Genomic DNA, 15,297 nt, shown 5'->3' on the forward strand with positions numbered 1-15,297 from the left:
ACCGATGCTGCTGATCCCCTGTCCGTGGTGCGGGCCACGGGACGAGGCCGAGTTCCACTACGGCGGGCAGGCCCACGTCGTCTACCCCGACGACCCCGCCGCGCTCTCCGACGAGGAGTGGGCGAGATACCTGTTCTTCCGCGACAACCCCAAGGGGCCCTTCGCGGAGCGCTGGTACCACGTGGCCGGATGCCGCCGCTGGTTCAACGCGGTCCGCGACACGGCCACCAACGAGTTCCACGCCGTCTACCGGGTGGGCGAGCCGGGGCCGGTGAGCCGGTGAGCGAGCAGCCGTTCCGCCGGGCGGGCCATCGCGGGGAGACACTGCCGTTCCGGTTCGACGGCCGCGACTACGAGGGGTACCGGGGCGACACGCTCGCCGCCGCGCTGCTCGCCAACGGCGTCCGTACGGTCGCGACGAGCGTCGCACTCGGCCGCCCTCGCGGGATCTTCGCCGCCTGGACCGAGGAGCCCAACGCCGTCGTCCAGATCGAGCACCCCTTCCCCGAGCCGATGCTCCAGGCCACCGTCGTCGAGCTGTACGCGGGACTGGTGGCCACCGGCCTGCCGGGCAGGGGCAGGCTCGCCGCCGAACCCGACCCGGCGCGCCACGACGGCGTGTACGCGCACTGCGACGTCCTGGTGGTCGGCGCGGGACCGGCGGGCCTCGCGGCGGCGACCGCGGCGGCCACCTCGGGCGCCCGGGTGATCCTCGCCGACGACCGTCCCTCGCCGGGTGGAAGCCTGCCCGACACCGGCGAGAACGTCGACGGCCTCCCGGGCGTGACCTGGGCCGCCACCGCGCTGGCCGAGCTGGAGGCCCGTCCCGAGGTGCGGGTGCTCACCCGTACCAGCGTGTTCGGCTACTACGACGACAACTACCTGGTCGCCGTGGAACGCAGGGGGGAGAACGCCTCCTCCCGGACGCGCGTCTGGCGCGTCCGGGCCCGCCGCGTCGTGCTCGCCACGGGCGCGCACGAGCGTTCGATCGCCTTCGCGGGCAACGACCTGCCGGGTGTGATGCTCGCCGGTTCGGCGCGCGCCTACGTCAACCGGTACGGGGTCCTGCCCGGCCGCCGTGCGGTGGTCTTCACCACCGGGGACAGCGCCTACGCCGCGGCCCGCGACCTGGCCGCCGCGGGCGTCGAGATCGCCGCCGTCGTGGACACGCGCCTCGCCGCCGACCCGAGCCGGAACGGCCCCGGCGGGGTGGCGGGGCGGGGCGGCCCGGATGATTCGAGCGGTCCGGACGACGTGGACGGCACGGCCGACGCGGGGGACCTCGCTGGGGGCCTCGGAGGTGCCGAGGTGCTCACCGGTCACGTCGTCACCCGCGTGAACGGCGAACACGGCGTCACCTCCGTGACCGTCTCGAAAAGACCCGCCGAGGCCGGCACGCCTTCCGGAGCCGCTGCCGGGACGAACACGTCAGAGGCCGTCGCCTCTGGGATCACCGCGTCCGGGTCCGCCGCGCCCGGAGGTGTCGCCTCAGAGGCGCCCGCTTCCGGGACGAACGCGTCCGAGGCGGACACCTCCGGCGGACGCGAGATCGAAGCCGACCTGTTGCTCGTCTCGGGCGGATGGAACCCCGCCGTCCACCTGTTCAGCCAGGCGTCGGGGACACTTCGCTACGACGAGGCGCTCGGCTCCTTCGTCCCCGGAACCTGCCGTCAGGCCGTCGAGGTGGCCGGGGCCGCCCGAGGGCTCCGCACCCTCGCCTCCTGCCTGGAGGACGGCGCCGCCGCCGGAGCGCGGGCCGCCGAGGCGGCCGGTTTCGGTGCCCTCCCGACCGCCCCCCACGCGTCCGTCCGGGAGGCGACGGAGGCCGCGGGGGCCGGGGGAGCGCGGGACACGGAGGCGGTCTCGAACCTCCGGGAGACGGCCGACGAGACAGCCGACGAGACACTGGGCGGAGTCCCTCCCGAGCACGTGTGGCTCGTCCCCGCCGACGACTACCGGACCCACTTCGTCGACCTGCAGCGCGACGTCACCGTCGCCGACATCATGCGCGCCACCGGGGCCGGGCTCCGTTCGGTCGAGCACGTCAAGCGTTACACCACCGCGGGAACCGCGCACGACCAGGGAAAGACCTCAGGGGTGCTCACCAGCGGTGTCGTCGCCCACCTCCTCGGCGTGGACGTCTCGGAGCTGGGCACCACCACCTTCCGCGCGCCCTACGTGCCCGTCTCCTTCGCGACCCTCGCCGGGCGCGACAGGGGAGCGCTGCACGATCCCGTCCGGGTCACCGCGCTGCACGAGTGGCACGTGGCCCACGGAGCGCCGTTCGAGAACGTCGGCCAGTGGAAGCGGCCCTGGTACTACCCCCGCGAGGGCGAGGACATGGAGGCCGCCGTCCTGCGCGAGTGCCGGGCCGTGCGGGAGGCGGCCGGAGCGATGGACGCCTCCACCCTCGGCAAGATCGACATTCAGGGGCCGGACGCCGCGCAGCTGCTCGACCGGCTCTACACCAACCTGATGAGCACCCTCAAGGTCGGCTCGATCCGCTACGGCGTGATGTGCCGCCCCGACGGGATGGTCTTCGACGACGGTACGGTGATCCGCCTGGCCGAGAACCGTTTCCTGGTGACGACCACCACCGGCAACGCCGCGGCCGTCCTCGACTGGATGGAGGAGTGGCTGCAGACGGAATGGCCGTCGCTGCGGGTCTACTGCACCTCGGTCACCGAGCAGTGGGCGACGGTCGCGCTCGCCGGGCCGCGCTCCCGCGAGGTGCTCGCAGCACTCGCCCCCGACCTCGCCGTGGACAACGCGAGCTTCCCGTTCATGACGTGGCGTGACGGCCGGGTGGCGGGCCTGGACGCGCGGGTGTGCCGGATCAGCTTCTCCGGTGAGCTGGCGTACGAGATCAATGTCAGCGCCTGGGACGGGCTCGCCCTGTGGGAGGCGCTCCAGGCCACCGGGGCGGTCACCCCGTACGGGACCGAGACGATGCACGTGCTGCGGGCCGAGAAGGGCTACCCCATCGTGGGGCAGGACACCGACGGCACGGTCACCCCCGCCGACCTCGGCATGGAGTGGGTGGTGTCCAAGAAGAAGGCCGACTTCCTCGGGAAGCGTTCCTTCTCCCGCGCCGACACCGCCAGGCCCGACCGCAAGCACCTGGTCGGCCTGCTGCCGCTCGACCCGGACCTCCTGCTGCCCGAGGGCTCCCACCTGGTGGCCTTCGACCGGCTGCCCGAGCCGCCGGTCCCCACGCTCGGCCACGTCACCTCCAGCTACCGCAGCGCCGCGCTCGGCAGGACCTTCGCCCTCGCCCTCGTCAGCGGCGGGCGCGAACGCGTCGGCGAGCGGCTGTACGTGCCCGTCGCAGGGGAGCTGCTGCCCGTCACCGTCACCCACCACGTCCTCTACGACCCCGAGGGAGCGCGCCGCGATGGCTGAGCCACCGACCGGGCGGTTGAGCCCGCTCGCCCGGCTGGAACCGGTGTCGAGCCAGGACCTTCGTATCGCGGAGCTGCCGTTCCTCACCCAGATCGACCTGCGGGTGGAGCCGGGGAGCGGCACCGCGACCGGCGTCGTCAGCGCCCTCGCCGCCCTCGGCGTCCCGCTCCCCGTCGAGCCGGGCACCTTCGCGAGCACCGGCCACGATGTGCCGCCGTCCGGTACGGCCGGGAGCGACACCCTGGTGCTGTGGCTCGGTCCCGACGAGTGGCTCGTCGTCGGGCCCGCGGGCGACACGGGTCTGGAGGCCCGGCTGCGAGCCGCGGCCGGAACCGGTCACGCCGCCGTCACCGACGTCTCCGCCCAGCGGACCGTACTGCTCGTGGCCGGTCCCAGGGCCCGTGACCTGCTCTCCCACGGCTGCGCCCTCGACCTGCACCCTCGCGTGTTCGGCCCCGGCCGCTGCGCCCAGACCATGCTCGCCCGAGCCCAGGTCGTCCTCGCCGCGCGCGGAGGCGACGAGTTCCACGTCTTCGTACGCTCGTCCTTCGCGGCCTACCTCGCGGCCTGGCTCCTCGACGCGGCGGGGGAGTACCTGGGCGGCTGAGGCGGCCGTCTGAAACCGGAAAAGACCGACCGGCGCGTTCGCGGTCGGAGCTGCCGGGCGCGGACTCCCGGCTTCGGCCAGGGGGGCCTGGAGTGGGAGTGCCGTCGGGTCCGAGCGTGCTCCGCCCCCGACGCGAGGCGCGCGCGGGGAGCCCGAGCGGACATGGGGAGAGGGCCGGTCCCGGCGTGCGCCGGGACCGGCCCTTTCCCTGTGAAGACCCGCTGAAGACCCGCCGAAGACTAGGCGCCGGCCACGGAGGCGGACCTGGCCTCCGGGACGGAAGCCGCGGGAGCGGCGGGAGCCGGCTTGCGCACCGCAGGAAGAACGGTCGCGGAGATGATCACGATCACCACGGAGAGCGCGGTGGAGAGCCAGAACGCCGTCTGGATCCCGTCGACGGAGATGCCCTGCCCCGTCCCGCCGACGAGCGAGGCCACCGCCACCGCGACGCCGAGGCACAGCCCGACCCCGAGCTGGCGGTTCGAGTTGTAGAGACCCGACGCGAGGCCCATCTGGGCACCGGCCACACCGGACGTGGCCGCCACCGCGGTGCTGATCATCATGACCGTCACACCGACGCCGAGCAGGACGCCTCCGGGCAGCACGTTCAGCAGGAACGAGCCGTTGGCGGGCGCGAGCGCCAGCACCAGCGAGCCGACGACCAGGAAGAGGGCGCCGACGACCAGCACCGGACGGGCTCCGATCCGCGCGGTCGTCTTCGCCACCGGCAGCGACGCCAGCACGACCACGAGGGCCTGCGGGAAGAACGCGAGCCCGGTGAGGATGGCCGAGAAGCCCAGGACCTGCTGCATGTAGAGCGTGATGAAGAACGTCGAGATGGACATGACGCCACCCGACAGGAACGCGACCAGGTTGCCGCCCGTCACCCCGCGGTTACGGAAGATCGAGAGCGGCACCAGCGGCGCGGACACGCGGGTCTGCACGAAGAGGAACACGACGAGCAGCGCGGCTCCCGCGATCAGCGGGGTCAGCACACCGGCGCTGCCCCAGCCCTCGTCGGAGGCGACGGTGAGGGCGTAGGCGATCGCGCACATACTCGCGGTCACCAGGATGGCGCCGGGGACGTCGATGCGCGAGGAGCGCGTCGACACGCTGTCGTCGTCGAGGCGGATCGCGGCGCGCACGACCATCGCGATGCCGACCGGGACGTTGATGAACATGACGGCACGCCAGCCGAAGATCTCGGTCAGCACACCGCCGGCGAGCACGCCACCGGCGAAGCCCACCGAGGACACGGCGCCGAACACGCCCATGGCCTTGGCCCGCGCCTCCCCCTCGGGGAAGCCCGCACCGATCATCGCCAGCACGGCCGGAGCCACCGCCGCGGCCGAGAAGCCCTGCAGGGCACGGGCGGCGATGAGCACGATGGAGGAGGTCGCGAAACCGCCCACCAGGGAGGCGATCGTGAAGATCGCGAGGCCCCACACGAACATGCGCTTGCGGCCGATGATGTCGCCCACGCGCCCGCCGAGCAGCAGGAAGCCGCCGTAGAACAGCGCGTACGCTCCGACGACCCAGGGCAGGGCGCCGGAGGTGAAGGACAGGTCGGTCTTGATCCATGGCAGCGCGACGTTCACGATCGCGAAGTCGAGCGTCAGCATGAACTGGGCGAGGCACAAAAGAAGCAGTGGTGGTGGCTTCTTAACCTGAGAGTCCATGATTTCTTTCTCCTGTCTCCTGGCACGGATTAAGCTATTCTTGGCGTCGATTTAAGCCCGCATGTTCTCGTGACGACCGATGACCCGAGTGGCTGTTTCGGGCACAACCGTCTCAATGGCACGCGGCCGGGCGAGCCGCTGTTGGCGCTCAGCGGCCGTCCGTGGATCGTGGGCGAATACGAACGCCTGCCGACAGGAGAAGCATGGTCTTGGCCGACAATTTTCACTCTCCTTGGCGTCGACATAATTGTTCCGGGTGTGAATCAATTATGTGGTCGCAGGCCAAGGGCGGCCAGAGCATCAATCATCAAAAGCGCGTGCATCTTTCATGCCGGCCAAGATGAATAATTCAGCAATCGGACGCCGCGGCATGAACTGCCTGCCGAGCGGGTCGCGGTGGACGGTGGCGATGTCTCACCGGGTCTCATCGGCCCACGAATGTCACGGGCCGGGGTGCTGTCGGCGGCGGGTTGGCCCGGTCCCGCGCGGTACGGGTCCGGTCCTGCGGTGAAGGTCCGCTCGGAGCGGCTTTCGCGCCGGGGCGATCACCCGTTCAGGGGAGCGTGACGAACCTCTTGAGGAAACTCCGGGCCGCCGGGGTGTCCAGGCGATAGTCGTAGTTGATCTTCTTGCACGCCTCGTCCTCCCCGCTGATGGTCGTGGCCACGAGCAGGTCCGAGGTGGGTCCCCCCAGGAAGTTCGGGCCGCCGGAGTCGCCGAAGCAGGTGCTGCCGTCGCCCTTGGAGGGGTCCAGTGACAGTTTGAGCCAGTCGCGGGTGAGGGCCTCGAAGGAGATGGACGCCTGGTGGCGGGTGTCGGTGTAGGTCAGCCGTGTCCTGTGCTTGACCTTGACCGAGGCCATGGCGCCGTACCCGACCGGGGTGAATCTCATCGTCTTCAGGGTCTTGTCGGCCTTGAGGCGGTCGAGCAGTCCCTCGGTGGGCAACCTGGCGGGCGTGATGCCGGGGATCGCCGCGTCGAAGACGACGACGGCCATGTCATGAAGATCGGACTCGTCCCGGTAGCGCGAGTCGAGGACGTAGCGACCGGTGTAGATCTTGTCTCCCGGCCGGTAGCGACTGGAGAAGGAGACCTGGGCGCTCTTCTGCCCCGGTTCCGCGCAGTGGGCGGCGGTGAGGAAGACGGTCGGCGAGATGAGCGTGCCGGTGCAGTAGGACCATGTGCCGTCATCGTTGGGCTTGTCGCCGATGATCGCTCCCACCTGCGGGTGAACGGTCAGGTCGGGCGAACCATTCGTGATCGCCCGTGCCGGGGAGGCGGTGATCGTCGCGAGAGCGGCAGAAATCATGACAAAAGGGATGAAGCGCACGCGGGAACTGTAACCGTCCGAGGGTTGCATTTGACACAGGACGCAGAAAGATCTACCCGTTGCCTGCCGGGCCCGCGGACGAGGAGTTCAGGGAAAGGCGCCGGTCACGGCGGCCGGGCCGGTCGGGGTCGCGTCGCGACCCTCCGGGCTCGACGGCGTTCCGGCCGCCCCTTCGGTGCGCACCGGGGCGGGCTTCGCCGCGACCGGTGGACGGTCGCGGCGAAGCGCACGGTGATCAGGTCGGCGACCTCACACGTTCGTGATGGTCCACTGGTTGTTGGTGCTGTTGTTGGGGGCCCACATGGCGACGGTGGAGCCGGCGGTGCTGTTGCCCATGCCGTCGAGGGCGGTGTTGGTGCCGCGGTTGATGATCTGCTGGCGGCCGTTGCCCACGCTGTTGAGGCGCCACTGCTGGTTGTTGTTGCCGGTCCAGGCGGCCTGTCTGGCGTTGGCGCCGTTGGCGGTGTTGCCCCAGCTGTCGATGACCATGCCGTTGGTGCGGTTGACGATGCGGTACCAGCCGCCGCCGAGGTCGACCAGCTGCCAGTGCAGGTTGGTGCTGCCGTCGGAGGCGTTCCACTGCTTGAGGTTCGATCCGGAGGCGACGTTGCCGCCGCTGTCCAGTGCCAGGCCGGTGGTGCCGTTGGTGATCCGCACATAGCCCGTCGGCTGCTGCGGCGTGCCGGACGCCGTCACGCGGTAGGTGCGACCGGCCTGGCCGGTCAGCCTGATGACGCCGGCCTCCGGGCTGGTGACGGTGACGGCACCGTTGGTCGCGGTGTCGACCACCTGGTAGGTCCCGGTGAGCGACTGGCTGCGCACGTTCACCGTGCCGTCGCGGTCGAACTTGACGAGGATCTCGCCCGCCAGGCCGGAGGCCCAGGTGATGTCCACGGTGTAGCCGCCGCGCCCCCGAAGCCCCTGCACCTTCCCGCTCGGCCAGGCCGAGGGCAGTGCCGGCAGCACGTGCAGCTCGCCGTTGTGGCTCTGCAGCAGCATCTCGGCGATGCCGGAGGTGGCGCCGAAGTTGCCGTCGATCTGGAACGGCGGGTGCAGGTCGAACATGTTCGGCGCGAGCCTGGCCGGCGTCACCAGCAGGCGGATCAGGTTCTGCGCCCGGTTGCCCTCCTCCATCCTCGCCCAGTAGTTGATCTTCCAGGCGAGCGACCAGCCGGTCCCGTCGTCACCGCGCAGTTCGAGGGTCCGCCGCGCGGCGGTGTACAGGGAGGGGGTGCCGCGCTTGGTGATCTGGTTGCTGGGGTGCAGGCCGTACAGGTGGGAGACGTGCCGGTGGTTGGGCTCGGTCTCGACCCAGTCGTACAGCCACTCCTGGATGTTGCCGCGCGAGCCGACCTTCATCGGAGGGAGCCGGTCCCTGGTCGCCAGGACCCGCGTACGGAAGTCGGCGTCGACGCCCAGCACCTGGCTCGCCTTGGCACAGCCGTCGAACAGGTCCCGCAGGATCTGGTTGTCCATCGTGGGACCCGCGCACACGCTGACACCCGAGTGGTGGGCCAGTTCCGGGGAGTTCGACGGGTTGGTGACCAGATACCTGAGGGCCGGCTCCTCCACGAGGGTGTCGAGGAAGAACTGCGCGGCCCCCTTCATCGCCGGGTAGTACTCCCGCAGGAAGTCGACGTCACCGGTGAAGTTGTAGTGGTCCCAGATCATGGTGGCCAGCCACGCGCCGCCGGTCTGCCACATGCCCCAGAACGCGCCGTCGACCACCGAGGTGGCCCGCCACCCGTCGGTGTTGTGGTGGGTCACCCAGCCGCCGGCGTTGTACTGCACCCGGGCCGTGCGGGCGCCGGTGACCGTGAGGTCGTTGATCATCTTGAACACCGGCTCGTAGCACTCCGACAGGTTCGTGCTGTCGGCCGGCCAGTAGTTCATCGGCAGGTTGGCGTTGATGGTGTACTTGGAATCCCACGACGGGCTCAGCGAGTCGTTCCAGATGCCCTGCAGGTTGGCCGGCTGGGTGCCCGGACGCGAGGATGAGATCAGCAGATATCGGCCGAACTGGAACAGCAGGGCCGACAGCTGCGGGTCGTTGGTGTTCGAGTGCTGCGAGATCCGCACGTCGGTCGGCTGGTCGGCCGCCGAGGTGCGGCCGAGGTCGAGCGTCGTGCGCGAGAACAGCCGCTGGTAGTCGGCGACGTGCCGGCTGCGCAGGTCGCTGTAGGACCTGGTGACGGCCGCGTCGAGGTGCCGCCGCGCGATGCCCTGGTAGTCGCCGCCGACGTTCTGGTAGTTGACGTAGCTGGTGCCGATGGAGATCAGCACCGTCACGCTGTTGGCCCCGGTCACCTGCAGCGTGCCGCCGCTGCTGGTGACGGTGCCGCCTTCGGCGACGGCGCGGGCCAGCCCGAGGAACCGGACCGCGCCGGTCTTGCCCTCCATGTTGCCCGAGATGCCGTCGAGCCCCACGGACGTGCCGTCCGGGCTGGTGCGCGTCGTGCGCTGAGGGCTGTCGAACGTCGCGGAGAACGTGATCGAGCCGGGCCTGTCGGCGGTGAGGCGCAGGGCGATGACCTGGTCGGGCGCGCTCGCGAACGTCTCGCGCTGGTAGCGGATGCCGCCTTTCAGGTACGACACCATGGTGGTGGCCGTGGTCAGGTCCAGGTAGCGGTTGTACTCGGAGACCCCGCTCGTGTTGCCGAATGTGAGCCGCAGGTTGCCGGCGAGCTGGTAGGCGAGCTGCCCCGCCGGGCTGCCGAGCATGTTCTGGTCGATCAGGGTCTGCGCCTGGCTCCACTGGTTCTGGAAGACCAGCTGCCTGATCTGCGCCAGCGCCGCCGCGCCTCTGGTGTTGCTCTGGTCGTAGGGGCCACCGGCCCAGATGGTGTCCTCGTTGAGCTGCAGACGCTCGACGTCGACGTTGCCGAACACCATCGCGCCCAGGCGGCCGTTGCCGATCGGGAGTGCGCGGAGCCAGTCGGTGCCGGCGCTCTGGTTGTACCAGAGCGCCATGTCGTTCGCGGCGACCACCGCCGGGGGCGGGGCCGAGGCGGCCTGGGCGGCCGCCGTCCACGGCATCGGTAACAGCATGGAGCCTGCTCCGACCGTTCCGATCTGCATCAGTCGTCTGCGTGTCAGGGGGTGCTCGGACATTTCGTTCCAATCGGTCAGGGGGTATGGCGCCCGGAAGGGCGCCATGGCGGAGGAACGGGAAAGAGGTACCTGAGACGAACTAGTCCTGGACTTTGCCTCCCGTGAGACGGGAGAGGATGAGGGCGATGAGGATGATGGCGCCGTTGAGAGCCTGGATCCACTGGGCCGGCACGCCGGCCAGGGTGAGGACGTTCTGGATCATGTAGAGCAGGAGGATGCCGGTGAAGGCGCCGAACATCGTGCCCTTGCCGCCGTTGAGGCTGACGCCGCCGATCACGGCCGCGGCGAACACGGTGAAGATGGCGCCGTCGCCCTGCGCGGCGGCCACCGAGGCGAGGCGCCCCGACAGCAGCAGACCTCCGAGCGCGGCGAGCAGGCTGGCACCCACCAGGGCGGTCCACAGCACCCGGTCGGTGCGGATGCCGGCCGCCTTGGCCGCGTCCACGTTCCCGCCGAGGGCGTACAGGGCGCGGCCGTAGCGGGTGAAGCCGAGCAGCACGATGCCGACGGCGAACAACAGCAGGCACAGCCAGATCGAGGCGGGCACCCCGAACCACAGGGCCGAGCCGAGGTAGAGCATCGACGGCGGCAGGTTGAAGAAGGTCTGGCCGCCGGAGATGCCGGTGAGCAGGCCGCGCAGCACGATCAGCATGCCGAGGGTGACGATGAAGCCGTTGAGCCCGAACCGCACGATGAGCAGGGCGTTGATCGCGCCGATCAGCACACCGACGGCGAGGGTGATCGGGATCGACCAGGCGCCCGACAGCACGCCGAGCCCGGCGCCCGAGCCGACCGCGACGGTCAGCCAGGCGGCCACGCCCGGCGCGAGACCGAACGTCGACTCCAGCGAGAGGTCCATCTTGCCGGCGACCAGGACGAGCGTCTGCGCCATGACCAGCAGCGAGATCTCCGACATGGTCTGCAGGATGTTGATCAGGTTGTCGCCCTGCAGGAAGATCGGGTGAACGATCTGGCCGACAACGGCGATCACGATGATCGCGGGGATCAGCGCGAGGTCGCGCAGCCTGGCGAGCCGCACCCGGGGGCGTTCCCGCTGGGGGGCGGCGCTCTCCGGCGCGGGCGTGCGGGTTTTCTCAGGCGTCGAGGGCATCGAGCCGGACTCCTTCCATGGCCGCCACCACGTCGTGGTCGTGCCATCCGGAGGCCATCTCCGCGACGAGACGGCCCTGGAACATCACCAGCAGCCGGTCGCACAGCCGCAGGTCGTCGAGTTCGTCGGAGGCGATCACCACACCGCTCCCTTTCTCGGCGGTCTCCTCGACCTTGCCGAGCAGGAACTCCTTGGACTTCACGTCCACCCCCGCGGTGGGGGTGATCAGCACGAGCACCCGGGGGTCGGAGGCGAGCGCCCTGGCCATCACGACCTTCTGCTGGTTGCCGCCCGACAGGCCCATCACGGGCAGGTCGGGGCCGGGAGTCTTGATCGCCAAGTTGTCGATCAAGACTTTGGCGAGCCGGTCGCGCCGCCTGCCGCTGATCAGACCGGCCTCGCCGAGCTGTTCGGGGACGGTCATGGTGGCGTTGTCGGCGATCGACATCATCGCGACGAACCCCTGGTGATGCCGGTCACGGGGGACGAAGCCGACACCCGCGGCGAGCGCGTCGGGCACGCTGCCGGGACGGGGACGGCGTCCGGCGATCTCGATCGTGCCCGAATCGGCCGCGCGCAGCCCGGCGACGGTCTCGGCCAGTTCGGTCCGGCCGCTGCCGGCCGCGCCGGCCAGGCCGACGATCTCGCCGGCCCGGACCCGGAAGCCGATCTCCCGGTAGGCGTCGCCGTAGGACAGATCGCGCACGTCGAGCGCGACACCGGCGTCGGCGGGCACCGCCGCCCTGGGCGATGCCGTGGTCAGGCCGGTCGCCTCTCCCGCCATCGCCGCCACCAGTTCGGTGTGCGTCAGGTCGGCCACCGTGGTGGTCAGGATGTGCTTGGCGTCGCGGAAGACCGTGACCGTGTCGCAGATCTCGTAGATCTCCTGCAGGTGGTGGCTGATGAACAGGAAGGTCACCCCCTGTTCCTGCAGGGCGCGGATGCGGGTGAACAACCGGGCGATGGCGGCGGCGTCGAGCTGGGCGGTCGGTTCGTCCAGGATGATGAACCGGGCGCCGAAGGACAGCGCACGGGCGATCTCCACGAACTGCCGCTGCTCGACGTCCAGCTCGCCGGCCGGCAGGCGCACGTCGACGTCCACCGACCAGGTGGCGAGCAGCGCGGCCGCCTTGCGCCGCAGCGCGTCCCAGCGGACCAGCCCGAACCTGTTCAGGTCATGACGGTTCAGGTAGAGGTTCTCCGCCACGGTCAGCTCGGGGATGATCGTGGACTTCTGGTAGACGCAGGCCACCCGCTGCCGCCAGGCGTCACGGTCGGCGAGGCGCGGGGCGGGTTCGCCGCCGAACCGTACCTCGCCCTCGTCGGGGGACTGGAGCCCGGTGAGGATCGAGACCAGGGTGGACTTCCCGGCCCCGTTACGGCCGACCAGCGCGTGGGTCCGGCCGGGCATGATCCGAATCCCGGCACGGTCGAGCGCGACGGTCTCGCCGTACCTCTTGGTGACGCCAACCGCCTCGACGAGGGGTGTGGTCGTCTGGTCAGCCGCCAAGGTTGTTGCCCCATAGCGAGGCGTCGTCCGACTTGACACTCGGGACGTCTCCGTAGGTGCCGCCGTCGGCGGTGACCAGGGGTGCCGACAGCTGGTCCTCCAGCAGGCCGGGTCGCACCTGGATGATGGTGCTGTCGTGGTCGGTCGGGCCGGGCTGGAAGGTCTTGCCCTCGATGGCGGCCTTGGTGTACTCCAGCGCGTACTTGGCGTACTGGTCGGCCGGCTGTGAGACGGTCGCGTCGATGTTGCCGGCGGCGATCTCCTTCAGCTCCTGGGGGATGCCGTCGTTGGAGACGACGAAGACGTGCTTGGGGTCGCTCGGGGGGACGAGCAGGTTGCGCTGCTTGAGCAGCTGGAGGGTGCCCGCCAGGGCGAAGCTCGACTGCATGTAGACGCCCTTGATGTCGGGGTTGGCGGTGAGCTGCGTCTGGAGCTTCTGCGAGGCGATGGCGCCGTCCCAGTTGGTGGCCTCACCGAACACCGTGATGCCGGGGTAGTCGGCCTTCATACAGTCGTTGAACGCCTCGGTGCGGTCGCGGCCGTTGATGGAGGCGAGGTCGCCCTGGAGCATCACGACCTTGCCCTTGCCCGACAGCTTCTCGCCGAGGAACTTGCACGCCTTCTCCCCGTAGGCCCGGTTGTCGGCACGCACCACCATGTAGGCGTCACCCTGCTCGGGGCGGGTGTCGACCATGACGACGGGGATCTTCTTGGCGGTGAGCTGCTGGAGGGTGGGGGCCACGGCCGCGGTGTCCTGCGGCGCGAGCACCAGGCCCTTGACGCCCTGGCTGACGAGGCTCTGCACGTTGGAGGTGAGCTTGGCGATGTCGTTCTGCGAGTTGGAGGTCTTCAGGTCGAGGCCGTTCTCGGCGCCGAACTGGGGGACGTACTTGATGAAGGAGTTCCAGAAGTCGGTGTCGGAGCGGGGGTAGTCCACCCCGACGACCGGCTTGCTATCTGCCGGGGCGGTGGCTGTCGTGCCTGAGTCCGCGTCGCCCCCGCACGCGCTGGTCAGACCGACCGCGAGGGCGATGGCCGTTCCCAGAGCGAATCCTCGTCTCATGGTTGTTCCTTTCCTGTGCTGGGTCGCGGACGGAGTTCGTCCATGTCGTCGTCCGCGACCAGGTTGGTGCCGGTGGCCGAAGCCGTGGAATCGTCGAAGGCACCCATCACGCCACCCCCGTGGCGTCGGCTGCCCACTGGGGGCCGTGCGGGTAGGCGTACTCGGCGCGGGAGGCCGGACGCATCTCGGCGCCCCCGCCCGGCTTGACGGGGACGACATATCGGCCCTCTTTGATCACCACCGGGTCGGTGAAGTGCTCGTGAAGATGGTCGATGTACTCGATGACGCGGTCCCCGATGGCGCCGCTGACGGCCACGTAGTCGAACATCGACAGGTGCTGGACCATCTCGCACAGACCGACGCCGCCCGCGTGCGGGCACACCGGCACCCCGAACTTGGCGGCGAGCAGCAGGATGGCGATGTTCTCGTTGACCCCGGCGACCCTGGCCGCGTCGAGCTGCAGGATGTCGATCGCGCCCGCCTGCAGGAACTGCTTGAACATCACCCGGTTGTGGCCGTGCTCGCCGGTGGCGACCCTGACGGGCGCGACCCGCTCACGGATGGCGGCGTGGCCGAGCACGTCGTCGGGGGAGGTGGGCTCCTCGATCCAGTACAGGTCGAACTCGGCGAGGGCGGCCATCCGCTCGATCGCCTGGCCGACGCTCCAGGCCTGGTTGGCGTCCACGGCGATGCGCACCTCGGGGCCGACCGCCTCGCGTGCCAGGCGTACGCGCCGGACGTCCTCGGCGGGGTCGGCGCCGACCTTCAGCTTGATCAGACCGAACCCGTCGGCGACCGCCTCCTTGGACAGCCGGACCAGCTTGTCGTCGGTGTAGCCGAGCCAGCCGGGGGTGGTGGTGTAGGCCGGGTAACCCTCGGCGAGCAGGCGTGCCTGGCGCTCGGCGCGGCCGGGCTCGGCGGCGCGCAGGATGGCCAGCGCCTCCTCGCGGGTGAGCGCGTCCTCCAGGTAGCGGAAGTCGACGACGTCGACGATCTCCTCGGGGGACAGTTCCGCCAGCAGCCGCCACAGCGGCTTGCCCTCCCTGCGCGCCCGAAGGTCCCACAGAGCGTTGAGCACGGCCCCGGCCGCCATGTGGATGACGCCCTTCTCCGGGCCGAGCCAGCGCAGCTGGCTGTCGCCGGTGAGCCGGCGCGACACCCCGCCGAGATCGCCGAGCACCTCGGAGACCGGCCGTCCGGTGACCAGCGGCGCCAGCGACTCCACGGCGGCGACGGCGATCTCGTTGCCGCGCCCGACGGTGAAGGCGAGCGCGTGCCCCTCCTGCCCGCCGTCGGTCCGCACGATCACGTAGGCGGCGGAGTAGTCGGGCTCGGGGTTCATGGCGTCGGAACCGTCGAGGTGCCGAGAGGTGGGGAAGCGGATGTCGTGGGCCTCGACCGCGGTGATCAGCTCCGTCACGGGGTCCCGCTCCGGTGATGCGTGCGCACGAAGGTCTACCTCCAGTGGATGTTTCCGGAAGATG

The 15,297-nt window shown here is 70.3% G+C and carries 10 protein-coding genes; 3 read left to right on the plus strand and 7 right to left on the minus strand.

The window, feature by feature from the left end; all coding sequences use genetic code 11:
• The first annotated feature begins 4 nt into the window (after positions 1–4).
• Genes ACFY3D_RS34830 through ACFY3D_RS34840 form a run of 3 tightly spaced genes read left to right on the plus strand, consistent with a single transcriptional unit; the run spans position 5 to position 4,009 of the window.
• Positions 5–283: a sarcosine oxidase subunit delta gene (locus ACFY3D_RS34830; protein WP_350946323.1), complete on the plus strand. Its 279-nt coding sequence runs from the start codon at positions 5–7 to the stop codon at positions 281–283.
• Positions 280–3,402: a 2Fe-2S iron-sulfur cluster-binding protein gene (locus ACFY3D_RS34835; RefSeq protein ID WP_389987768.1), complete on the plus strand. Its 3,123-nt coding sequence runs from the start codon at positions 280–282 to the stop codon at positions 3,400–3,402. The genes ACFY3D_RS34830 and ACFY3D_RS34835 overlap by 4 nt, the downstream gene beginning before the upstream one ends.
• Positions 3,395–4,009, plus strand: coding sequence for a sarcosine oxidase subunit gamma (locus ACFY3D_RS34840; protein ID WP_389987771.1), 615 nt, complete (start codon positions 3,395–3,397; stop codon positions 4,007–4,009). Before ACFY3D_RS34835 ends, ACFY3D_RS34840 begins: the two co-directional genes overlap by 8 nt.
• A gap of 239 nt (positions 4,010–4,248) precedes the next feature.
• On the opposite strand, the gene ACFY3D_RS34845 is transcribed toward ACFY3D_RS34840, so the two are convergent.
• The 7 genes from ACFY3D_RS34845 to ACFY3D_RS34875 all read right to left on the minus strand — a co-directional run bounded on the left by ACFY3D_RS34845 (position 4,249) and on the right by ACFY3D_RS34875 (position 15,233).
• Positions 4,249–5,688, minus strand: coding sequence for an MFS transporter (locus ACFY3D_RS34845; protein ID WP_389987774.1), 1,440 nt, complete (start codon positions 5,686–5,688; stop codon positions 4,249–4,251).
• A 553-nt stretch (positions 5,689–6,241) separates the two neighbouring features.
• Positions 6,242–6,997, minus strand: coding sequence for a trypsin-like serine protease (locus ACFY3D_RS34850; protein ID WP_389987777.1), 756 nt, complete (start codon positions 6,995–6,997; stop codon positions 6,242–6,244).
• 270 nt (positions 6,998–7,267) lie between these two features.
• The gene (locus ACFY3D_RS34855) at positions 7,268–10,054 is read right to left on the minus strand and encodes a glycoside hydrolase N-terminal domain-containing protein (RefSeq protein WP_389987780.1); all 2,787 of its coding nucleotides are present in this window, start codon (positions 10,052–10,054) and stop codon (positions 7,268–7,270) included.
• A 154-nt stretch (positions 10,055–10,208) separates the two neighbouring features.
• A complete protein-coding gene (locus tag ACFY3D_RS34860) occupies positions 10,209–11,240 on the minus strand; it encodes an ABC transporter permease (protein WP_350946317.1) in 1,032 nt (343 codons plus the stop codon).
• Positions 11,224–12,750, minus strand: a complete 1,527-nt coding sequence (locus ACFY3D_RS34865; RefSeq protein ID WP_389987783.1) for a sugar ABC transporter ATP-binding protein — start codon at positions 12,748–12,750, stop codon at positions 11,224–11,226. Before ACFY3D_RS34865 ends, ACFY3D_RS34860 begins: the two co-directional genes overlap by 17 nt.
• A complete protein-coding gene (locus ACFY3D_RS34870; RefSeq protein WP_389987786.1) occupies positions 12,740–13,813 on the minus strand; it encodes a sugar ABC transporter substrate-binding protein in 1,074 nt (357 codons plus the stop codon). The genes ACFY3D_RS34865 and ACFY3D_RS34870 overlap by 11 nt, the downstream gene beginning before the upstream one ends.
• 106 nt (positions 13,814–13,919) lie before the next feature.
• On the minus strand, positions 13,920–15,233 hold the full coding sequence (locus ACFY3D_RS34875) for an enolase C-terminal domain-like protein (protein WP_389987789.1): 1,314 nt from the start codon (positions 15,231–15,233) through the stop codon (positions 13,920–13,922).
• Positions 15,234–15,297 lie beyond the last annotated feature (64 nt).

This window comes from Streptosporangium sp. NPDC000509 (assembly GCF_042898365.1).
GTDB lineage: Bacteria > Actinomycetota > Actinomycetes > Streptosporangiales > Streptosporangiaceae > Streptosporangium.

Bases quoted from the DNA above. Each gene is read 5' to 3' on its own strand.
- ACFY3D_RS34830 (WP_350946323.1), top strand. From the start codon at position 5: ATGCTGCTGATCCCCTGTCCGTGGTGCGGGCCACGGGACGAGGCCGAG.
- ACFY3D_RS34840 (WP_389987771.1), top strand. From the start codon at position 3,395: ATGGCTGAGCCACCGACCGGGCGGTTGAGCCCGCTCGCCCGGCTGGAA.
- ACFY3D_RS34845 (WP_389987774.1), bottom strand. From the start codon at position 5,688: ATGGACTCTCAGGTTAAGAAGCCACCACCACTGCTTCTTTTGTGCCTC.
- ACFY3D_RS34850 (WP_389987777.1), bottom strand. From the start codon at position 6,997: ATGATTTCTGCCGCTCTCGCGACGATCACCGCCTCCCCGGCACGGGCG.
- ACFY3D_RS34855 (WP_389987780.1), bottom strand. From the start codon at position 10,054: ATGCCGTGGACGGCGGCCGCCCAGGCCGCCTCGGCCCCGCCCCCGGCG.
- ACFY3D_RS34860 (WP_350946317.1), bottom strand. From the start codon at position 11,240: ATGCCCTCGACGCCTGAGAAAACCCGCACGCCCGCGCCGGAGAGCGCC.
- ACFY3D_RS34870 (WP_389987786.1), bottom strand. From the start codon at position 13,813: ATGAGACGAGGATTCGCTCTGGGAACGGCCATCGCCCTCGCGGTCGGT.